General features: G+C 62.5%; 15 protein-coding genes and 1 tRNA gene. 9 read left to right on the forward strand and 7 right to left on the reverse strand.

Annotated elements, in window-relative coordinates; genetic code table 11:
* Window positions 1–3: 3 nt before the first annotated feature.
* Entirely contained in the window at window positions 4–1131 is a 1128-nt protein-coding gene (locus tag F2982_RS08965; RefSeq protein ID WP_203429853.1) for a hypothetical protein, read from the forward strand.
* A 373-nt stretch (window positions 1132–1504) separates the two neighbouring features.
* Complete coding sequence (locus F2982_RS08970) at window positions 1505–2092, forward strand: transglutaminase-like cysteine peptidase (protein WP_203429854.1); 588 nt, start codon at window positions 1505–1507, stop codon at window positions 2090–2092.
* A 123-nt stretch (window positions 2093–2215) separates the two neighbouring features.
* Here the strand turns inward: F2982_RS08970 and F2982_RS08975 are convergent.
* Together F2982_RS08975 and F2982_RS08980 are read right to left on the reverse strand one after the other, a co-directional pair.
* A tRNA-Ala gene (locus F2982_RS08975) sits at window positions 2216–2291 on the reverse strand.
* Between the two features lie 151 nt (window positions 2292–2442).
* Window positions 2443–2832: a TIGR02300 family protein gene (locus F2982_RS08980; protein ID WP_203429855.1), complete on the reverse strand. Its 390-nt coding sequence runs from the start codon at window positions 2830–2832 to the stop codon at window positions 2443–2445.
* Between the two features lie 219 nt (window positions 2833–3051).
* On the opposite strand from F2982_RS08980, the gene F2982_RS08985 reads away from it, so the two are divergent.
* The 3 genes from F2982_RS08985 to rpsA all read left to right on the forward strand — a co-directional run bounded on the left by F2982_RS08985 (window position 3052) and on the right by rpsA (window position 6214).
* The gene (locus tag F2982_RS08985; RefSeq protein WP_203429856.1) at window positions 3052–3696 is read left to right on the forward strand and encodes an FMN-binding negative transcriptional regulator; all 645 of its coding nucleotides are present in this window, start codon (window positions 3052–3054) and stop codon (window positions 3694–3696) included.
* Window positions 3693–4337, forward strand: a complete 645-nt coding sequence (gene cmk, locus F2982_RS08990) for a (d)CMP kinase (protein WP_112714264.1) — start codon at window positions 3693–3695, stop codon at window positions 4335–4337. Before F2982_RS08985 ends, cmk begins: the two co-directional genes overlap by 4 nt.
* A 176-nt stretch (window positions 4338–4513) precedes the next feature.
* On the forward strand, window positions 4514–6214 hold the full coding sequence (gene rpsA, locus F2982_RS08995; protein ID WP_112714266.1) for a 30S ribosomal protein S1: 1701 nt from the start codon (window positions 4514–4516) through the stop codon (window positions 6212–6214).
* A gap of 78 nt (window positions 6215–6292) precedes the next feature.
* On the opposite strand, the gene F2982_RS09000 is transcribed toward rpsA, so the two are convergent.
* From F2982_RS09000 to F2982_RS09010, 3 genes are all read right to left on the reverse strand, one after another.
* Entirely contained in the window at window positions 6293–7792 is a 1500-nt protein-coding gene (locus tag F2982_RS09000; RefSeq protein ID WP_203429857.1) for a hypothetical protein, read from the reverse strand.
* A gap of 230 nt (window positions 7793–8022) precedes the next feature.
* Entirely contained in the window at window positions 8023–8649 is a 627-nt protein-coding gene (locus F2982_RS09005) for a ribonuclease D (RefSeq protein WP_112714270.1), read from the reverse strand.
* A gap of 81 nt (window positions 8650–8730) precedes the next feature.
* On the reverse strand, window positions 8731–9540 hold the full coding sequence (locus F2982_RS09010; protein WP_203429858.1) for a MerR family transcriptional regulator: 810 nt from the start codon (window positions 9538–9540) through the stop codon (window positions 8731–8733).
* A gap of 204 nt (window positions 9541–9744) precedes the next feature.
* On the opposite strand from F2982_RS09010, the gene F2982_RS09015 reads away from it, so the two are divergent.
* Window positions 9745–11025 (forward strand): 4-aminobutyrate--2-oxoglutarate transaminase, encoded by a 1281-nt coding sequence (locus F2982_RS09015; RefSeq protein ID WP_112714274.1) that lies wholly within the window; start codon window positions 9745–9747, stop codon window positions 11023–11025.
* 22 nt (window positions 11026–11047) lie between these two features.
* Window positions 11048–12529 carry an NAD-dependent succinate-semialdehyde dehydrogenase gene (locus F2982_RS09020; RefSeq protein WP_112714276.1) on the forward strand — a complete coding sequence of 494 codons (1482 nt, stop codon included), beginning with the start codon at window positions 11048–11050 and terminating at the stop codon, window positions 12527–12529.
* 40 nt (window positions 12530–12569) lie between these two features.
* On the opposite strand, the gene F2982_RS09025 is transcribed toward F2982_RS09020, so the two are convergent.
* Complete coding sequence (locus F2982_RS09025; RefSeq protein ID WP_203429859.1) at window positions 12570–12779, reverse strand: SlyX family protein; 210 nt, start codon at window positions 12777–12779, stop codon at window positions 12570–12572.
* Between the two features lie 159 nt (window positions 12780–12938).
* On the opposite strand from F2982_RS09025, the gene uxaC reads away from it, so the two are divergent.
* Together uxaC and F2982_RS09035 are read left to right on the forward strand one after the other, a co-directional pair.
* On the forward strand, window positions 12939–14354 hold the full coding sequence (gene uxaC, locus F2982_RS09030) for a glucuronate isomerase (RefSeq protein WP_203429860.1): 1416 nt from the start codon (window positions 12939–12941) through the stop codon (window positions 14352–14354).
* On the forward strand, window positions 14351–15805 hold the full coding sequence (locus F2982_RS09035; protein WP_203429861.1) for a mannitol dehydrogenase family protein: 1455 nt from the start codon (window positions 14351–14353) through the stop codon (window positions 15803–15805). The genes uxaC and F2982_RS09035 overlap by 4 nt, the downstream gene beginning before the upstream one ends.
* 218 nt (window positions 15806–16023) lie before the next feature.
* On the opposite strand, the gene F2982_RS09040 is transcribed toward F2982_RS09035, so the two are convergent.
* Window positions 16024–18474 (reverse strand): FAD-dependent oxidoreductase, encoded by a 2451-nt coding sequence (locus tag F2982_RS09040; protein ID WP_203429862.1) that lies wholly within the window; start codon window positions 18472–18474, stop codon window positions 16024–16026.

The following is an 18474-nucleotide window of genomic DNA, read 5'->3' on the forward strand; positions in this document are numbered from 1 at the left end:
GGAATGGCCGATCGCGCTACGCCGGCTATGGAGCGCGCGACACTCCGTCAGGCGGATATTGTCGACAGCCAGGAAAGAACGAAGCCCGGCTTTTCAGCCGGGCTCCTCGTCATCGTTGACCGCTGGACAGCAGGATCACTGGTTATACTTGCCACCTCCGTGGCCGCCACCGTGGCTGCCATTGCCGCCACCCTGGCCGCCGTTGCCACCACCGTGGTTACCATTGCCGCCACCCTGGCCTCCGTTACCGCCACCGTGGTTGCCGTTGCCACCACCCTGGCCGCCGTTGCCACCACCGTGGTTACCATTGCCGCCACCCTGGCCGCCGTTACCGCCGCCATGGTTACCGTTACCACCACCCTGGCCGCCGTTGCCGCCACCGTGGTTACCATTGCCGCCACCTTGGCCGCCGTTACCGCCCCCATGGTTGCCGTTGCCGCCACCCTGGCCGCCGTTACCGCCGCCATGGTTGCCATTGCCGCCACCCTGGCCGCCGTTGCCACCACCGTGGTTGCCGTTGCCGCCACCGTGGTTGCCGTTACCGCCGCCATGGTTGCCGTTGCCGCCACCTTGGCCGCCGTTACCGCCGCCATGGTTGCCGTTACCACCACCTTGGCCGCCGTTACCGCCGCCATGGTTGCCGTTACCACCACCCTGGCCGCCGTTACCGCCGCCATGGTTGCCGTTACCACCACCCTGGCCGCCGTTACCGCCGCCATGGTTGCCGTTACCACCACCTTGGCCGCCGTTACCGCCGCCATGGTTGCCGTTACCACCACCCTGGCCGCCGTTACCGCCGCCATGGTTGCCGTTACCACCACCTTGGCCGCCGTTACCGCCGCCATGGTTGCCGTTACCACCACCCTGGCCGCCGTTACCGCCGCCATGGTTGCCGTTACCACCACCTTGGCCGCCGTTACCGCCGCCATGGTTGCCGTTACCACCACCTTGGCCACCGTCACCACCACCTTGGCCGCCATCGCCACCACCGTGGCCACCGTCACCACCACCATGGCCACCGCCAGGGTTACCGCCGTCACCGCCACCAGGGTTGCCGCCATCGCCACCACCGGGGTTACTGCCACCACCGGGGTTGCCGCTGGAACCGCCTCCAGACGTCGAAGCCTGTGAAGAAGTCCTCAAACCGCCTGAATCGTCGCCGAAACCGTGATAGTCATCGGTCGGGATCGCAGCTGTGGGGCGACAGAGGCGGGCCTCGATGGTTCCAGGCTTGACGATGCGACAGTCGATCTGAAGAGGGGCAGACATCCCGAGGCTGGTTGAAGCCATGAGGTAAGCGATGACTATGCTGTATTTCGCTGTTGTTCTTAACATTGGGCAACTCCCTAGGTTAACGAAGCGCTAACGAAATACATTTTATATTAGCTATTTGTTATCCCTAGTCAGCAAGCCCGCCAGTAACAGTACATCTTAATACATAGCTAACCTCGAATGCATAAAGTTTTAGCTTAAACGGACTAGCACTTTCGAAGGAGGGCAGACCATGCGTTACTTCCTGTTGACTAGCGTAGCTGTTGCGTTGAGTTTTCTTTCACAAAGTCAGTCATTTGCCGGGACGGCTCTTCCCCAGGACCGATCGATCGGCGCGCCTCCAGGTTTCGCGGGAGCCTGTGCGCGATATGGTTGGGTTTGCAGGAATGGCGGGGGCAAGGAGCTGGACGACGCTTCGGCGATGGCGCTGATCACCCGCGTCAATAGGAGCGTCAATGCCGCCACCCGGCCCGCGCCGGATACGGTAACGTCAGGCAAGAGCGAGTTCTGGTCGCTGCCGATCGACAACAAGGGCGATTGCGAGGATTACGCCCTCCTGAAGATGAAGACCCTGCTCGATGCCGGCTTTCCCTCGCAAAGGCTGGCGCTCTCCGTCGTCATCGAGCGGCACGGACAGAATCACGTCGTCCTCGTCGCCCGGCTGAAATCCGGCGACTACGTGCTCGACAGCCTGAACGGCTCGGTGAAGTCCTGGCAGAGCACCGGCTACACCTTCCTGGCGACCCAAAGCTTCACAAGCAAATCATCCTGGCGCGTTTCGCTGGCAGGCCCGAGGGCGAGCGAGTTTTCGGGAATCTAGGCAGATTGCCTGCAGGGCTTGGCATGGCGGCTCGATGGGCCGCCTCAGACTTTCCCTTAGGTAAGCTCAGACGCCAAGTTGCGTTTCTGTCGAGCCGTGTTGATTTAGTTCAAGGGAAAGATTTGGTGGAGCTAAGCGGGATCGAACCGCTGACCTCTTGCATGCCATGCAAGCGCTCTCCCAGCTGAGCTATAGCCCCATCAGGGTGGTCCGGTATTTTCCGGTCCTGGGATACTCCGAAGCGGGTTAACCCGGTGGAGTGGCGGCTTATTACTTGCGGTTTTCGCAGATGGCAAGCCTAAAAAACGGCCCGGAGAATTTTTGTTGTCCGGGCCGTGGATTATGCGGGATCAGACTTCGTCTTCGTCGCCGGTGACGCCGATGATGTCGCTCATGTCGTCATCGTCTTCGTCTTCGTCGGCTTCGAGGAAGGTATCGTCGTCGTCATCGCCTTCGATTTCGACGTCGTCGTCGCCCATGTCCGGAATGTCGTCGCCGCTTGCGCCTTCATCGGCGTCCTCAAGCGAAACGAGTTCGACTTCGGTGTTCTCGGTATCGACTTCCTGAACTTCGTCCTCGTCGTTCAGCTCGGCAGCAGCAGCGGCCGAGGTTTCCTGGAAGAAGGACAGGGGATAGGATTTTCCGGTGTAAGGAGAAACGATCGGGTCCCGGTTCAGATCGTAGAACTTCTTGCCGGTTTCCGGATCGGTACGCTTGGTTCCAAGTTCCGCTTTCGCCACTATAAGCCTCGTGAGAATGGCCGAATGCTAGATTCGGCAAATGCCGTGTAAACCGGCGTTCTATTCGGAATTTATATAAGCCGGTCCCCTTAATCGTTGCGGCCAATTATGTCAAAGCGAAACTTCGCGGCCGGCGCATGGCGTGGCCGTGATGACGGGATGACCGGCTGGCGGCAGTGTGTTAGGAAACGCCGAAACGACAAAAACGGCGAGAAAACCATGTATCAGCCGCCCCATTTCCGCGAAGAGGACCTGGCAACGCAGCAGGCGCTGATCCGCGCCCATCCGCTGGGTCTGCTGATCACAGCCGGGGCAAGCGGGCTGATCGCCAATCCTGTCCCGTTTCATATCGATGCCGAAGCATCGGAGAAGGGAACGCTGCGGCTGCACCTGGCGAAAGCGAATGCGCAGTGGCGCGACATCGCTGACGGCGCTGACATTCTCGCCGTTTTCCAGGGCGCCAACTCCTATGTGACGCCGTCCTGGTACAAGACCAAGCAGGAGACCGGCAAGGTCGTGCCGACCTGGAATTACGCGATCGTCCAGGCGCGCGGCAGGGCCTGCGTCATCGACGATGCCGGCTGGCTGCTGTCGCAGATCAACGCGATCACCGGCCAGCATGAGGCAAGCCGCGAGAAGCCATGGGCCGTTGCCGATGCGCCCGACGATTTCATCCGTGCGCAGATGAAGGGCATCATCGGCATCGAAATCGAGATTACGACGCTTGAAGGTAAGTGGAAGGTCAGCCAGAACCGTCCCGTTGCCGACCGCGAAGGCGTTGCTGCCGGACTGGACGCGGCTGGCGGCCAACAAGACATGATCGAGCTCGTCAAACGCTATGGCGGGCTGGAAGGAAACCATTGAAGACGACATTCACGATTGCCATCGACGGCCCGGCTGCAGCCGGCAAGGGCACGCTTTCGCGCCGGATTGCCGATGAATACGGCTTTCACCATCTCGATACCGGACTGACCTACCGGGCGACGGCCAAGGCGCTTCTCGATGCCGGCCTGCCGCTCGACGACGAGGCGGTGGCAGAAAAGATCGCCCGCGAGGTTGAACTCGGCGGCCTCGATCGCGATATCCTGTCGAAACACGAGATCGGCGAAGCCGCCTCGAAGATTGCCGTGATGCCCGCAGTCCGCCGCGCGCTAGTCGAAGCGCAGCAGCGGTTTGCGCAGAAGGCGCCGGGAACCGTGCTCGACGGCCGTGACATCGGCACCGTCGTCTGCCCGGACGCTCCGGTGAAGCTCTATGTGACCGCCTCTGCGCAGGTGCGCGCAAGGCGCCGTTACGACGAAATCACCGCCAAGGGAACCGCTGCCGATTTCGAGGCGATTTTCGAGGATGTGAAGCGGCGCGACGAAAGGGACATGGGAAGGGCCGACAGCCCTTTGAAACCAGCCGAAGACGCGCACTTGCTTGATACGTCGGAAATGAGTATAGAGGCCGCGTTTCAAGCTGCGAAATCGTTGATCGACGCGGCCTTGAACCGAAATAACTGAATTCGAGCACGCTTTCTGCGCTTTGCGCCGCGAGATGCTTTTGAGAAAGCCTGAAATTCCGTCCAAGCGCCGGATTGCTTCCTTCGAGGAGGCGGACTGGGTTCAGGCCTGTTCAACACGAACCAACCGGCGCATACGTGAGCCTTGAAGCTATCGAAGGCCACGCAGGAGATTTTATGTCAGTAGCTACTCCCTCTCGCGAGGATTTCGCGGCCCTTCTCGAAGAATCCTTTGCCAAGAACGATCTGGCTGAAGGCTATGTCACCAAGGGCATCGTCACGGCCATCGAAAAGGATGTTGCCGTTGTTGACGTCGGCCTGAAGGTCGAAGGCCGCATCGCGCTCAAGGAATTCGGCGCACGTGCCAAGGACGGTTCGCTGAAGGTCGGCGACGAAGTCGAAGTTTACGTCGAGCGCATCGAAAACGCACTTGGCGAAGCTGTTCTGTCGCGCGAGAAGGCTCGCCGCGAAGAAAGCTGGATCAAGCTCGAAGCCAAGTTTGAAGCTGGTGAGCGCGTCGAAGGCGTGATCTTCAACCAGGTCAAGGGCGGCTTCACTGTCGACCTCGACGGCGCAATCGCCTTCCTGCCGCGCTCGCAGGTCGACATCCGTCCGATCCGCGACGTTTCCCCGCTGATGCACAACCCGCAGCCCTTCGAAATCCTCAAGATGGACAAGCGCCGCGGCAACATCGTGGTTTCGCGCCGTACGGTTCTGGAAGAATCCCGTGCCGAGCAGCGTTCTGAAATCGTTCAGAACCTCGAAGAAGGCCAGGTTGTTGACGGCGTCGTCAAGAACATCACCGATTACGGTGCGTTCGTTGACCTCGGCGGCATCGATGGCCTGCTGCACGTCACCGACATGGCATGGCGCCGCGTCAACCATCCGTCGGAGATCCTGAACATCGGCCAGCAGGTCAAGGTTCAGATCATCCGCATCAACCAGGAAACCCACCGCATCTCGCTCGGCATGAAGCAGCTCGAGTCGGATCCGTGGGATGGCATCCAGGCCAAGTACCCGGAAGGCAAGAAGATCTCCGGTACCGTCACGAACATCACCGACTACGGTGCGTTCGTCGAGCTGGAGCCGGGCATCGAAGGCCTGATCCACATCTCGGAAATGTCCTGGACCAAGAAGAACGTACACCCCGGCAAGATCCTGTCCACGAGCCAGGAAGTCGAAGTCGTCGTTCTCGAAGTCGATCCGTCCAAGCGCCGTATCTCGCTCGGTCTCAAGCAGACGCTGGAAAACCCGTGGGCAGCATTCGCCCGCAACCATCCGGCTGGCACTGAGGTCGAAGGCGAAGTCAAGAACAAGACCGAATTCGGCCTGTTCATCGGCCTCGACGGCGACGTTGACGGCATGGTGCACCTCTCTGATCTCGACTGGAACCGTCCGGGCGAACAGGTCATCGAAGAGTTCAACAAGGGCGATGTCGTCAAGGCTGTCGTTCTCGATGTTGACGTCGAAAAGGAGCGCATCTCGCTCGGCATCAAGCAGCTCGGCAAGGATGCAGTTGGCGACGCCGCTGCCTCTGGCGACCTGCGCAAGAATGCAGTCGTTTCCTGCGAAATCACCGCAGTCAACGATGGCGGCATCGAAGTGAAGCTCGTCGAGCACGAAGACATCACCTCGTTCATCCGCCGTGCAGATCTCGCACGCGACCGCGACGACCAGCGTCCGGAACGCTTCTCGGTTGGCCAGGTTGTTGACGCCCGCGTCACCAACTTCTCCAAGAAGGACCGCAAGATCATGCTGTCCATCAAGGCTCTGGAAATCGCAGAAGAGAAGGAAGCCGTCGCTCAGTTCGGTTCGTCCGACTCCGGCGCTTCGCTCGGCGACATCCTTGGCGCGGCTCTGAAGAACCGCGGCGAGTAATCGCTACAAGCTTTGAAATGAAGAACCCGCCGGAGCGATCCGGCGGGTTTTTCTTTGTCCTGATTTTTTAAACCGCCGTTATTCCCAGCCGACCATGCGCTGGTAGAGCGCGAAGACCGGATCGGCGACGCGCGGCTCTTCCGGGCGCGCCTCGATCTCGGGCAGATCGGCGGGCACCCTGCCCTGCGGACGCTGTTGTTCCTGCTGGCCGGCGGACTGCTGTTCTTCGCCCGACTGGGCTTCCTGCTCATCGTCGCCGGCACCGCCTTCATAATCACTGCGATGCATCTGCGGATCGCGGCGCTCGGCGCCATCCTTGGCGAAATGATAGGGCGTCGCCATGTAGCCGACGCCATCGGCAGGGCGCAGGAGGCCGGACTTTTGTGCCATCTCGGTGAGATCGGAGGGAAGTACCTGCGGCTGCGCGGCAATTTCCCTCTGCTGGCGGGCGATCTGGGCAGCGTCGGCGGCGACAGCGCGCACGGCGGCGGCATCTGCCGGCTGTGCCTGCTTCTGCGTGGCGGCCTGTTCCGGACCATCCATCGCCTCCTTCATCTCGTCGCTCATCGCCTGCTCGGGCATGACTTCGGGATCGTCGGCTTCGACGGCCAGCGCATCGAGCAGTGTCGCCACTTCCTGCTCGCCGATGATGGCGACCAGGAGCTCCGAGGCTTCCTCGGTGATCGATGCCAGGACGGCGGGCCAGATCTTCGGGATCACAGGCTCAGCGCGATCCTTCACGACCATCGGCGCAGTTTGATGTGTTTCGGCTTCGGCAAGCTGCTGCGGTTCTTCGGCTGCAGGCTCCTTAGCTTCTATTACCTCATCCGCGGTTTCGACCTGCAGCAGCTCGCCCGCCATTTCCGGCTCGGCGGCGATCTCCTCGATCGTTTCGACGGGCAGAGAGGAGAAGGCTGCGAGCGGCAGTTGGGCGGCCGGTTCAGCCGTCTGCCGGGCAGGGGCCTGGGCCTGCGTCTCGCGAGCCGGGACGGTATCGCCCTTCGGCTGCGGCAGGATGCTGTCTTCCTGCAGAACGATATCCGGCCGCTGCTCGGGGCGCAGTGGCGAGGCATCGTTCTGGCGATAGGAGCGCACGACGGCGCGAGCGGCAAGATCGCGATCCTTGTAGCGGATGGTTTCGAGATAAGCGACGACGCGCGCGGCTTCCGGACCGGCCGGGTTCCTTAACGCCTCGGTGATCAGCCGCAGCGGCAGCGTGTGGCCGTCGGCAGCAAGCTGCGTTTCGATCTCGTTGATGCGGGCGGCCGGAAGCTTCTGTATCGTATCCGCGAGGCGGGCGGCGAAGGCGAGATTGGTCTCGCCGTCCTGACGCGGCAGCGGCAGGGCTTCGGATGCGGCATTGATCGCATCCAGAAGCGCATCGAACATCCGTTCGCGCGCGGCGGCCAGAAGCAGGTTGAGTTTGCCGGCGATTGCCGAATTCAGATCGGAGCCTTCGACGGCCTGAACCGGGGCCGGGGCAACGATGGAACGGGCAAGACCGCTCGCGACGATCGCGACAGACTGGCCGTTGGAAGAGAGACTCGTATTTGACGCTGCACGAACCGGAGTCAACATGGCATGCTCCTACTTTCGCAAGTGACAATCGAAGCAGAGGACAGGAAGACCGTGCTCATCCGGCCCTTCGCATTCTCGCGCGGCTCCTCCCGCCCGCTTGGCGCGTCATCGCGCCGCCGAATGCTTAAAAATTGATGATGATTCTACCGATTGGCCGTTAATGAAAAACTAACGGCCGGGCGGGATGCGAAATCCTGCCCGGCCGTTCCGGCGTAAATATGCGATTTTGCTCAACTATGAGCAAAAATGTCAGCCTCTTCCCAGCCGAGAAGATCGAGCTTGGCGCGGGTCGGCAGGAATTCGAAGCAGGCGGTGGCATGATCGAATCGGCCGTCGCGCAGCAGCCGCTCGGTCAGCTTGTCGCGCAGGGCATGGAGATAGAGCACGTCGGAGGCCGCATATTCGAGCTGCGCCTGCGACAGCGTCGCCGCCGCCCAGTCCGAAGACTGCTGCGCCTTGGAGATATCGACCTCAAGCATCTCCTTGAGATTATCCTTCAGGCCATGACGATCCGTATAGGTGCGGCAGAGGCGCGAGGCGATCTTGGTGCAGAAGACAGGGGTCGTGGTGACGCCGAAAGTGTGGAACAGCACGGCGATATCGAAGCGGCCATAGTGGAAGATCTTCTGGCGCGCCGGATCGGCGAGCATCATCGTCAGGTTCGGCGCTTCCTTCTGGCCGGAAGCGATGCGGATCACATCGGCCGTACCGTCGCCCGGCGAAAGCTGCACGACGCAGAGGCGGTCGCGGCGTGGCACGAGGCCCAGCGTCTCGGTATCGATCGCGATTGCGCCTTTATAGCGGGCGGCATCCGCCGCGGAGATGTCGCCTTCATGATAACGGATGGTGGCGGCCATGGCTGTCTCTTACCTCACGTGGTTCTTCCGGCGCTATAGCGCAAAGGCAGCGGCGGCGATACCGGCATTCGCCTCCGGACCCTAGAAGGTCGGCGGCGTATTGATCCAGAGCAGCACGGTCTCGCCATCATGCTGGTTGCGCCAGGAATGATAGCGGCGGCTCTCGAAATAAAGCGAGTCCCCCGGCCCGAGATCGAAGAACTGGTCGGAATCGAGCACCAGCTCCAGGCGACCGGAGAGCACATGCATGAACTCCTCGCCCTCATGCCGGTAGGCGCCTTCGCTGGTGGCGCCGGGTGCCAGCACGAAGCGGTGGCAATCCATCATCCGTCGCCCCTCGGCGAGAAGCTGCACGGTGACGCCGGGCGTTGTTTCCGGCCAGGTCCGCCATTCGCCGGAACGGACGACGGCAGTCGCATCGTCGGCTTCCTCGCCAGACAGACGCGAGACCGTCGTGCCGTAATATTCGGCGAGGTCATGCAGTGTCTTGAAGCTGACGCCCTGCGAGGTGCGCTCCAGCGTCGAAAGCGTCGACGAGGTGACGCCCATGTCGCCGGCGACCTGATCGAGCGTCTTGCCGGCGGCGTGACGCAGGCTACGCAGCCGGCGGCCGATATCCGATGCGCCGCCGCTTTCCCCGGTATCGGCGGACGGCTCTTCGCTTTCCAGCGCTTCGCGGATGGCAGCCGGGTTGAGGCCACGCTCGACGCGGTACCAGGAGATCTTCTTCAACCGCGCGACGTCATCGGCGCTATACTGCCGGTGGCCGGTCTCCGAACGATCGGGCACCAGCAGGCCCTGGCTCTCCCAGAGGCGGACGGTGGACGCAGATATGCCTGCCAGCCGCGCTGCCTCGGTGACCTTGTAGCGCACCGGCCCGTTATTGTTCATTCGCCAATAAATCCCTGATTCCGTGGTGCTTTATGCATCCTGCCGCGACAGAATCTCTTGCCCCGAGCATCCATCAAAAGGCGTGATGTTTGAAGCAAAAAATGCCGCTTGATTTCTTGCAGGAAAAATGTAGGACTTTTCTACATATCTTGCAGAAGTTATGCAAGATAATTCACAAACCCTTTTGAGCGCAGGAGCGCATCGATGACCGCAACCACTCTTACGGACCGGAAGAATGCCGCAATTTCCCGCGGCGTCGGCATGACCACGCAAATCTACGCCGATCGCGCAGAGAATGCCGAGATCTGGGACAAGGAGGGCCGCCGCTACATCGATTTTGCCGCCGGCATCGCCGTTCTCAACACTGGCCACCGCCATCCGCGCGTGATTGCCGCCGTCAAGGATCAGCTCGATCACTTCACCCATACCTGCCACCAGGTCGTTCCCTACGAAACCTATGTGCATCTCGCCGAACGCCTGAACGAGATCGCGCCGGGCAACTTCGCCAAGAAAACGATCTTCGTGACGACGGGTGCGGAAGCTGTCGAAAATGCCGTGAAGATCGCTCGCGCCGCGACTGGCCGTTCGGCCGTCATCGCCTTCGGCGGCGGCTTCCATGGCCGCACCTTCATGGGCATGGCACTGACCGGCAAGGTCGTGCCGTACAAGGTCGGCTTTGGCGCCATGCCGGGCGACGTCTTCCACGTTCCCTTCCCGGTCGAGCTGCATGGCGTCACCGCCGAGCAGTCGCTCGCAGCGCTGAAGAAGCTGTTTGCCGCCGATGTCGATCCGCAGCGGGTTGCGGCGATCATCATCGAGCCGGTTCAGGGCGAAGGTGGCTTCTATCCGGCACCCGCCGCCTTCATGAAGGCGCTGCGCGAGCTCTGCGACCAGCACGGCATCCTGCTGATTGCCGACGAAGTGCAGACCGGCTTTGCACGCACCGGCAAGATGTTTGCGATGGATCACCATGAGGTCGCTCCCGACCTGATGACCATGGCGAAGAGCCTTGCCGGCGGCTTCCCGCTTGCTGCCGTCACCGGCCGCGCCGAGATCATGGATGCGCCCGGCCCCGGCGGCCTCGGCGGCACCTATGGCGGCAATCCGCTCGGCATCGCTGCGGCACATGCCGTTCTCGATGTCATCAAGGACGAGGACCTCTGCAACCGCGCCAACCAGCTGGGCGGCCGCCTGAAGCAGCGCCTGGAATCGCTGCGCGACAGGGCGCCCGAGATCGTCGATATCCGCGGCCCGGGCTTCATGAACGCCGTCGAGTTCAACGACAAGACGACCAAGCTTCCGAGCGCCGAATTCGCCAACAAGGTGCGCCTGATCGCGCTGGAGAAGGGGCTGATCCTTTTGACCTGCGGCGTGCACGGAAACGTCATTCGCTTCCTTGCCCCGATCACCATTCAGGACAATATCTTCGGCGAAGCGCTCGATATCCTCGAAGCCTCCATTCTTGAAGCAAGCGCGGGCAAGTAACCGTCCCTTCGGAGTAAATGACATGGCATTCACGACTGCACTGACGAAACACGTCCCCTTCTCCTCGCAGTTCCTGCGCGACACCGGCTATATCAACGGTGAATGGACGAAGGGCGATGCGACCAAGACCTTCGACGTGCTGAACCCGGCGACCGGCGAAGTGCTGGCCTCGCTGCCTGACATGGGCGCTGCCGACACCCGCAAGGCGATCGACGCGGCCTATGCAGCCCAGCCCGCCTGGGCGGCGAAGCCTGCCAAGGACCGCAGCGCCATCCTGCGCAAATGGTTCGACCTGATGGTCGCCAATGCCGACGAGCTCGCCGCCATACTGACGGCCGAAATGGGCAAGCCGTTCGCCGAAGCGCGCGGCGAGATCCTCTACGCCGCCGCCTATATCGAATGGTATGCGGAAGAAGCCAAGCGCATCTACGGGGAGACCATTCCGGCACCGTCGAATGACAAGCGCATGCTGGTGATCAGGCAGCCGGTCGGCGTCGTCGGCACGATCACGCCCTGGAATTTCCCGGCGGCGATGATCACCCGCAAGATCGCTCCGGCGCTTGCGGTCGGCTGCACCGTCGTTTCAAAGCCCGCCGAGCAGACGCCGCTTTCAGCGATCGCGCTTGCGGTTCTCGCCGAGCAGGCCGGTGTTCCCGCCGGCGTCTTCAACGTCATCGTCGGTGAAGACGGCCCGGCGATCGGCAAGGAACTCTGCGGCAACGACAAGGTGCGCAAGATCAGCTTCACCGGCTCGACCGAAGTCGGCCGCATCCTGATGCGCCAGTGCTCCGACCAGATCAAGAAGGTGAGCCTCGAGCTCGGCGGCAACGCACCGTTCATCGTCTTCGACGATGCCGATCTCGATGCGGCCGTCGAAGGCGCGATCGCCTCCAAGTACCGCAATGCCGGCCAGACCTGTGTCTGCGCCAACCGTCTCTACGTCCAGTCGGGCGTCTATGACGCCTTTGCCGCCAAGCTGGCTGCCAAGGTGGAAGCCATGTCGGTCGGCGACGGTTTCACCGCAGGTGTGACGATCGGTCCGCTGATCGACGAACAGGGTCTCGCCAAGGTCGAAGACCATGTCAGCGACGCGCTCTCGAAGGGCGCCAAGGTTCTGACCGGCGGAAAGCGCATCGAAGGTGCAGGCACCTTCTTCACGCCGACGGTTCTGACGGGCGTCGCCAAGGGCATGAAGGTGGCCAAGGAAGAGACCTTCGGCCCGGTTGCCCCGCTCTTCCGCTTCGACACGGTCGAGGAAGTGATCCAGCAGGCCAACGACACCGAGTTCGGCCTCGCCGCCTATTTCTTCGCCGGCGATCTGAAGAAGGTCTGGAAGGTGGCCGAAGCGCTCGAATATGGCATGGTCGGCATCAACACCGGCCTGATGTCGACCGAGACCGCCCCCTTCGGTGGCATCAAGCAGTCCGGCCTCGGCCGCGAAGGTTCGCGCCATGGCGCCGACGATTATCTCGAGATGAAATATCTCTGCATCGGCAATCTCTAAGATCGAAAGGGCGCCTTCGGGCGCCCTTTTTCATTTCCGCTCAGTAATGCGGTGGCCTGGTGACCGCCGGCGCTTCCAGCGATTGCTCCTCGAGCGACAGGAAGCGCTCGGTCAGGCGATCGAGCTTGGCCCGCGTCTGCTCCACGACCTTCCACTGCTCGGCAAGCTGGTCGGAAAGCTCGTCGATCGTCTTTGCCTGATGCGCCACCGTTTCTTCGAGCGCTGTGATGCGGCTGATATCCTCGGCCATAGCTTTCTCCTGCCGTTTGCTGCCCTTCCAAAACGCAAAGCGACGGCTGCGTCAATGGGCCTCTTATAGCGTATTCTAAAGTGAACCGTTTGGTTACCGATAGGCCTTGCCGTGTCCCGTGAGGTGGAGTAGGCCCTACGCCAACAGGGAGGAAATCTGATGGACGTAGGAAACGGCTTTCTTCATCCGGACCGGCTTTTTCCAGCCGATCCCGCAACGCGGACGATCGCGCGCGATCTCTATGAGACGGTCCGCGCGCTGCCGATCGTCAGCCCGCACGGGCATACGGAGCCATCCTGGTTCGCCGAGGACAAGCCCTTCGAGGATGCCGCCTCGCTGCTGGTCATTCCCGACCATTATCTCTTCCGTATGCTGCACAGCACCGGCACGAAGCTCGACGAGCTCGGCGTTCCCCGGCTCGACGGCAAGCCGGTCTCCAAGGGCCGCGACATCTGGCGCGCTTTTGCCGCGAAATATCACCTCTTCCGCGGCACGCCTTCCAGCCTTTGGGTCGACCACGCAATGTCGGCCGTGCTCGGCTGTACCGAGCCGCTGACGCCTCAAAATGCCGACACGCTCTACGATTACATCAACGAGCAGCTCGCCAAGCCCGAGTTCCGCCCGCGCGCCCTGCACCAGCGCTTCGGCATCGAGACGATCGCTACGACGGAAGGCGCGCTCGACCCGCTCGTCCATCACCAGAAAATGCAGAAGGACGGCTGGATCGGTAAGGTCCGCACGACATACCGCCCCGACAGCGTGACCGATCCGGATGCTGTCGGCTTCCGCGACAATCTCGTCAAGCTCGGCGAGATCACCGGTTGCGACGTCACCAAATGGGACGGGATGATCGACGCGCATCGCAAGCGCCGCGCCTATTTCCGCCAGTTCGGCGCCACCGCGACCGACCATGGCGTTCCAACCGCATTCACCGCCGACCTCTCCGCCACCGAGCGCCAGGCACTGCTCGACAAGGCGCTGAAGGGCCCGCTTTCGGCTGCCGATGCCGAGCTGTTCCGCGGCCAGATGATGACCGAGATGGCCGGGCTTTCTGCCGAAGACGGCATGGTCATGCAGATCCATGCCGGATCGCGCCGCAACACCGATTCCGGCCTGTTTGCCACGCGCGGTCCGAACATGGGCGCCGATATCCCGACCCGTACCGACTGGGTCGGCGGCCTCAGCGCGCTGCTTTCGAAATACGGCCATGCGCCGGGACTTCGCGTCCTGCTCTTCACGCTCGACGAGACGACCTATGCGCGCGAACTGGCGCCGATGGCCGGCCATTGGGAATGCCTGACGATCGGCCCGCCCTGGTGGTTCCACGACAGCCCGAACGGCATCCGCCGCTATCTCGACCAGGTCGTCGAGACCGCCGGCTTTGCCAATCTCGCCGGCTTCAACGACGATACGCGCGCCCTGCTCTCGATCCCCGCCCGTCACGACGTCTGGCGCCGCGAGGTCTGCGGCTTCCTGGCGCAGCTCACGGCCGAGCACCGGATCGGCAAGAAGGACGCCGAGATCGTCGCGCGCGAGCTCTCCTATGACAACGCGAAGAAGGCCTACAAGCTGTGAGCGATCGACTGAAGGACCTGAGCGGCCTGGCGCCGACGGCAAAGCTTCCCGCCTATGACCGCAGCAAGCTGAAGGCCGGCATTCTGCATCTCGGCCCGGGCGCATTCTTCCGTGCCCATTTCGCGCCTTTCACAGATGCTGCCCTCGCTGCCACCGGCGGCGATTGGGGTATCGAGGTCGCGAGCCTGCGCACCCCGGATGTTGCCGCCAATCTTAACGCCCAGAACGGCCTCTACACGGTGCTGATCCGCGACACGTCGGGCACGACGGCCGAGGTCATCGGCCCGATCCTGAAGGCGCATGTGGCGCCGCGCGATCCGGCGCTGCTGCTGTCGCGGCTCGAAGATCCGGCGATCCGCATCGTCAGCCTGACGGTAACCGAGAAGGCCTACGGTCTCGACGTTCGCACCGGCGGCCTCGACCTAGCGCATCCGGATGTCGCCGCCGATCTTGCCAACCGCCACGCACCGCGCGGCGTCGTCGGTTATCTCGTCGAAGGTCTCGCGCGCCGCCGGGCAAAGGGTGTTGCGCCCTTCACGCCGCTCAGCTGCGACAACCTTCCGAGCAACGGTGCCGTGCTGAAGCGCCTCGTCCTCGATTTCGCAGGCCGCGTCGATCCGGAGCTTCGCGCCTGGATCGAGACCAGCGTTCCCTTCCCCTCGACCATGGTCGACCGCATCACGCCGGCCAGCACCGACGCGACATATGCCGATGCCGAGCGCCTGACCGGGCGGCAGGACCTTGCCGCGATCGAGACCGAACCCTTTACGCAATGGGTGATCGAAGATCATTTCGCCAATGGCCGCCCGAACTGGGACAAGGCCGGTGTGCTGATGGTCGATGAAGTCTCGGCTTACGAAAAGATGAAGCTGCGCATGCTGAACGGTGCGCATTCGCTGCTCGCTTACCTCGGCTACATAGGCGGCTATGAATATATTCGCGACGTCATGGACGACGAAGGGTTGGCGGCTCTGGCGCGGCGGCAGATGAACGCGGCGGCGAAGACGCTCGATCCGGTTCCCGGCATCAATCTGGAGCACTATGCGGACGAGCTGATAGCCCGCTTTGCAAACAAGGCGATCGCCCACCGCACCTACCAGATTGCCATGGACGGCACGCAGAAACTGCCGCAGCGTCTGCTCGAACCGGCAACGGAAGCACTCGCCCGCGGCAGCCAGGCCGAGACCTACGCCATCGCCGTCGCCGCCTGGATGCGCTACGCACTCGGCACCGACCGCAACGGCAAGGCCTACGAACTGCGCGACCCCCGCGCTGAAGAGATCGCCACGCTGCTCGCCGACGTGCCGCGCAACGGCGGCGCGGTTTCGGCGGCGCTGTTCACGCTGCCGGGACTGTTCCCGAAGGCGCTGACGGACAATGCGGTCTGGACCGAGGATGTGGCGAACAAGCTGGATATTCTGATCCAGGATAACAAGTTGCCGTTATTCTGAGGCTCTCGCCCCCTCACTCCGACTTGCTGTGGAATGTCAGGGGAGTAGCGAAGCCGTTTGCCTGTGGGCCCCTCATCCGACCCTTTGGGCCACCTCTCCCCGCTGGGGAGAAGGGAAGTAGAGACTGCCGCACGCTCCGACAGCCCCTCTCCCCTCGGGTAGGGTGAGGGGGTTCCGGATGAGGCGGCCCATTTCGTCTCACAAGCGGAATCGCATATTCACCCCTTCACCCGCTTCATCTCGGGATCATACAACGGCTTCAGCGACACCGAGCACGGCGCCCGCTCTCTCGCGACATCGAGCTCATACGTGCCCGACAGCACGAAATCCTCGGTCACACCCGCCGGGTTCCGGACATAGCCAAAGCCGATCGCTTTTCCGAGCGTGTAGCCGAAGCCGCCGCTTGAGAGCCAGCCGACGCGCTGGCCGTCGCGGTAGATGGTTTCACGGCCGAGCAGGACGACATCGGGATCATCGGGCACGAAGCAGGCGAGCATCTTCCTGACGCCGCCGGAGAGTTGCCGCTCGATGGCTTCGCGTCCGCGGAAGGGGGTGGTCTTTCTCGTCTTCACCGCCCAGGCGAGGCCTGCTTCAACGGGCGTATGATCCGGGCCGATATCCGATCCCCAGGCACGGTAGCCCTTTTCCAGGCGGCAGCTTTCGATGGCGCGGTAGCCGGCATTGATGAGGCCAAGGCCGTTTCCGGCGGCCATCAGAACATCATAGACAGTCGTGGCGTATTCCACCGGCACATGCAGCTCGTAGCCAAGCTCGCCGACATAGGTGATGCGCAGCGCCCTGACGGGGCAGCCTGCGATCCCCACGGTCTTGATGCGGCCGAAGGGGAAGGCGGCGTTCGAGACATCCGAGGACGTGACTTTCTCCAGCACGGCGCGGGCATTCGGCCCCATCAGCGAGAGAACAGAGTAGGCTGAGGTGACATCGACGAGCTCCGCCTGCATACCCTCCGGAATATTGCGGGCTATCCAATCGAAATCGTGAGTCGCGAAGCCGGTGCCGGTGACGATGTAATATTCGTTCTCGGCGATGCGGGCGACGGTGAGGTCGCACTCAATGCCGCCCTTGTCGTTCAGCATCTGGGTATAGACAAGCCATCCCGCGGGCTTTGCCACGTCATTCGACGAGATCCAGCCGAGCGCTGCTTCGGCATCGCGGCCCTTGAGCACGAATTTGGCGAAGGAGGTCTGGTCGAAGATGACGGCGGCCTCGCGCACCGCCTTGTGCTCGCGGCCAACGGCATCGAACCAGTTTTGCCGGTTGTAGCTGTAGATATCCTTCGGTTCTTCGTTGGCGAAGAGATCGGCAAACCAGTTCGGCCGCTCCCAGCCGAGCTTTTCGCCGAAGCAGGCACCCTGCGCCTTCAGGCGATCGTAAAGCGGCGACTTGCGGCAGGGGCGGCCGCTCGAATGCTCCTCGAAGGGGAAGGCCAGCGTATAGTGCTTGCCGTAGGCCTCCAGTGTGCGGGTGCGGACCCAGTCGGTGTCGAAATGCGGGCGGCCGAAGCGGCGGATATCGACCGGCCAGAGATCGTAGGGCGGTTCGCCCTTCGCCACCCATTCGGCGAGCGCCATGCCGGCACCGCCGCCGGAGGCAATGCCAAAGGCGTTGAAACCGGCGCCGACGAAGAAATTCTTCAGCTCCGGGGCTTCGCCGAGGATGAAATTGCCATCCGGCGTGAAGCTTTCCGGACCGTTCAGTAGCTGCTTGACGCCGGCTGTTTCGAGGCCCTGAACACGGGCCAGCGCCTGTTCCATGATTTGCTCGAAGTGATCGTAATTGCTGTCGAGGAGCGTGTAGTGGAAGCCTTCAGGGATGCCGCCCGTAGCCCAGGGGATCGGGTTCGGCTCGTAGCCGCCCATGACGAGGCCGCCGACCTCTTCCTTGTAATAGGTCAGGCGATCGGGATCGCGCAGTGTCGGCAGGTTCGAGGGAACGCCGAAGGATTCGGTGATCAGGTATTGGTGCTCGACCGAAACCAGCGGCACGTTGACGCCGAAGCGGGCGGCGAAGGCACGGGTCCACTGACCGGCACAGACGACGACGCGTTCGCACTCTATGCGGCCATTGGCGGTGATGACGGCGCGGATGCGGCCCTTGTCGATTTCGAGATCGATGACTTCGGTGTCTTCGAAAATAGAGACCCCAGCCATGCGGGCGCCGCGCGCGAGCGCCTGAGTGATATCCGAAGGGTTCGCCTGACCGTCGGTCGGCAGATAGGCCGCGCCGACGAGGTCATCGATGTTCATCAGCGGCCAGAGATCGAAGGCCTCTTGCGGCGTCAGCAGATGCATTTCGAGGCCGAAGGACTGGGCCGTGGTCGCCTGACGCTTTACCTCCGTCCAGCGTTCCTCGTTGCAGGCAAGCCGCAGGCCGCCGTTCATCTTCCAGCCGGTGCCAAGGCCGGTCTCGGCCTCCAGCTTCTTGTACAGATCGACGGAATAGCCGAGCAGCTGGGTGATATTGGCGCTCGTGCGCAGCTGACCGACGAGGCCGGCGGCATGGAAGGTCGTGCCTGATGTCAGCTTCTTGCGCTCCAGCAGCACGGTATCCGTCCAGCCGAGCTTGCCGAGATGATAGGCCGTCGAGCAGCCGATAATGCCGCCGCCGATGACCACGGCCTTTGCCGTCTTCGGTAATTCCTTCGTCAT

It is taken from the genome of Rhizobium sp. BG4 (assembly GCF_016864575.1).
Classification (GTDB): Bacteria; Pseudomonadota; Alphaproteobacteria; order Rhizobiales; family Rhizobiaceae; genus Rhizobium.

Coding starts and splice junctions, on each gene's coding strand:
- F2982_RS09010 (WP_203429858.1), bottom strand. CDS start 9,540: ATGAACAATAACGGGCCGGTGCGCTACAAGGTCACCGAGGCAGCGCGG.
- F2982_RS09000 (WP_203429857.1), bottom strand. CDS start 7,792: ATGTTGACTCCGGTTCGTGCAGCGTCAAATACGAGTCTCTCTTCCAAC.
- F2982_RS09025 (WP_203429859.1), bottom strand. CDS start 12,779: ATGGCCGAGGATATCAGCCGCATCACAGCGCTCGAAGAAACGGTGGCG.
- F2982_RS09005 (WP_112714270.1), bottom strand. CDS start 8,649: ATGGCCGCCACCATCCGTTATCATGAAGGCGACATCTCCGCGGCGGAT.
- F2982_RS09040 (WP_203429862.1), bottom strand. CDS start 18,474: ATGACGAAGGAATTACCGAAGACGGCAAAGGCCGTGGTCATCGGCGGC.
- F2982_RS08965 (WP_203429853.1), top strand. CDS start 4: ATGGCCGATCGCGCTACGCCGGCTATGGAGCGCGCGACACTCCGTCAG.
- F2982_RS08970 (WP_203429854.1), top strand. CDS start 1,505: ATGCGTTACTTCCTGTTGACTAGCGTAGCTGTTGCGTTGAGTTTTCTT.
- uxaC (WP_203429860.1), top strand. CDS start 12,939: ATGGACGTAGGAAACGGCTTTCTTCATCCGGACCGGCTTTTTCCAGCC.
- F2982_RS09020 (WP_112714276.1), top strand. CDS start 11,048: ATGGCATTCACGACTGCACTGACGAAACACGTCCCCTTCTCCTCGCAG.
- F2982_RS09015 (WP_112714274.1), top strand. CDS start 9,745: ATGACCGCAACCACTCTTACGGACCGGAAGAATGCCGCAATTTCCCGC.
- rpsA (WP_112714266.1), top strand. CDS start 4,514: ATGTCAGTAGCTACTCCCTCTCGCGAGGATTTCGCGGCCCTTCTCGAA.
- F2982_RS08985 (WP_203429856.1), top strand. CDS start 3,052: ATGTATCAGCCGCCCCATTTCCGCGAAGAGGACCTGGCAACGCAGCAG.